The sequence below is a fragment of the Halorubrum sp. Ea8 genome (genome assembly GCF_002252925.1).
In the GTDB taxonomy this organism is placed as follows: domain Archaea; phylum Halobacteriota; class Halobacteria; order Halobacteriales; family Haloferacaceae; genus Halorubrum.
The window spans coordinates 1-922 of sequence record NZ_NHPF01000047.1 but is presented as its reverse complement, the minus strand read 5'-3'; the positions used below and the strand labels follow the sequence as shown (position 1 = coordinate 922).

1 protein-coding gene and 1 pseudogene are annotated in these 922 nt (G+C 64.9%); both read right to left on the bottom strand.

The genetic code is table 11. The annotated features are described in order from the left end of the window. Positions 1-284, bottom strand: a pseudogene (locus DJ74_RS03785) (hypothetical protein); the annotation flags it as partial. A 59-nt stretch (positions 285-343) separates the two neighbouring features. Then, positions 344-922, bottom strand: a 579-nt coding sequence (locus DJ74_RS03780; RefSeq protein ID WP_094526409.1) for an ABC transporter ATP-binding protein, incomplete at its 5' end; no start/stop codon positions are given.

Genomic DNA, 922 nt, shown 5'->3' with positions numbered 1-922 from the left:
AGGACGAGGCCACCGATCACGTCCCGGTGTGAGACTGTCGTCAACAAGCCGCCAACGTTGTCTGGGCGAAGCGCGACGGCGTACGCGCGATATCCACCGAATCCGACCACGAAGATCCATCCGTAGACGAACGCCATCCGCGCCCATTCGAGGAGCGGCTCGGTCTCGCTCCCGGCGACGAATCCCCCGGCGAGGTACGCCCCGAACACACCGCCGATTGAGAACGGAAGCAGCATGACGCCCGCGAACGCGAGCGCCAACAGCTGCGTCGTGTTCCTCCTCATCGTCCGCCAGCGGCGTCGGAGTTCGGTCCAGGCGATGAGCCGGGGCCGTTTTGCACGCCTCATCGGTCCTCAATCCGTCCGTCGTCCTCGACTCGTCCGTCTTGTCGGGCCGTCGCGTCTCCGGCGTTCCCGGGAGCCGATTCGGAAGCTGCCGGGCCGCGTTCGGCGGTGACCGAGAGGAACACGTCCTCAAGCGTCGTTCCCTCTTCGGCTTCCATCCGCGCCGTCAGTTCCGCGGGTGCGCCCTCGGTAACGAGGTCGCCCTCGTAGAGGACGCCGACGACATCCGCGAGCTCTTCGACGACCGAGAGGATATGCGTCGAGAGGAACACCGTGTGGCCGTCGTCGGTCAGGTCCGCGATGACGTCGATGACGGTTCGAGCCGCCCGCGGGTCGAGTCCGCTGGTCGGTTCGTCGAGGAATACGACGTCGGGCTCGTGTAACAGCGCCTGAATCAGCCCGATCTTCTGGCGCATGCCCTTCGAGTAATCGTCGATCCGCTTGTCGGCGTCGTCCGTGAGACCGAATCGATCTAACCAGTCTGCGATCCGAGTCTCCATCTCGGTAGCGGGGATGTCACGAAGCCGACCATAGTACTCGAGCTGTTCACGACCGGTGAGTTCGTCGAAGACCGGCGG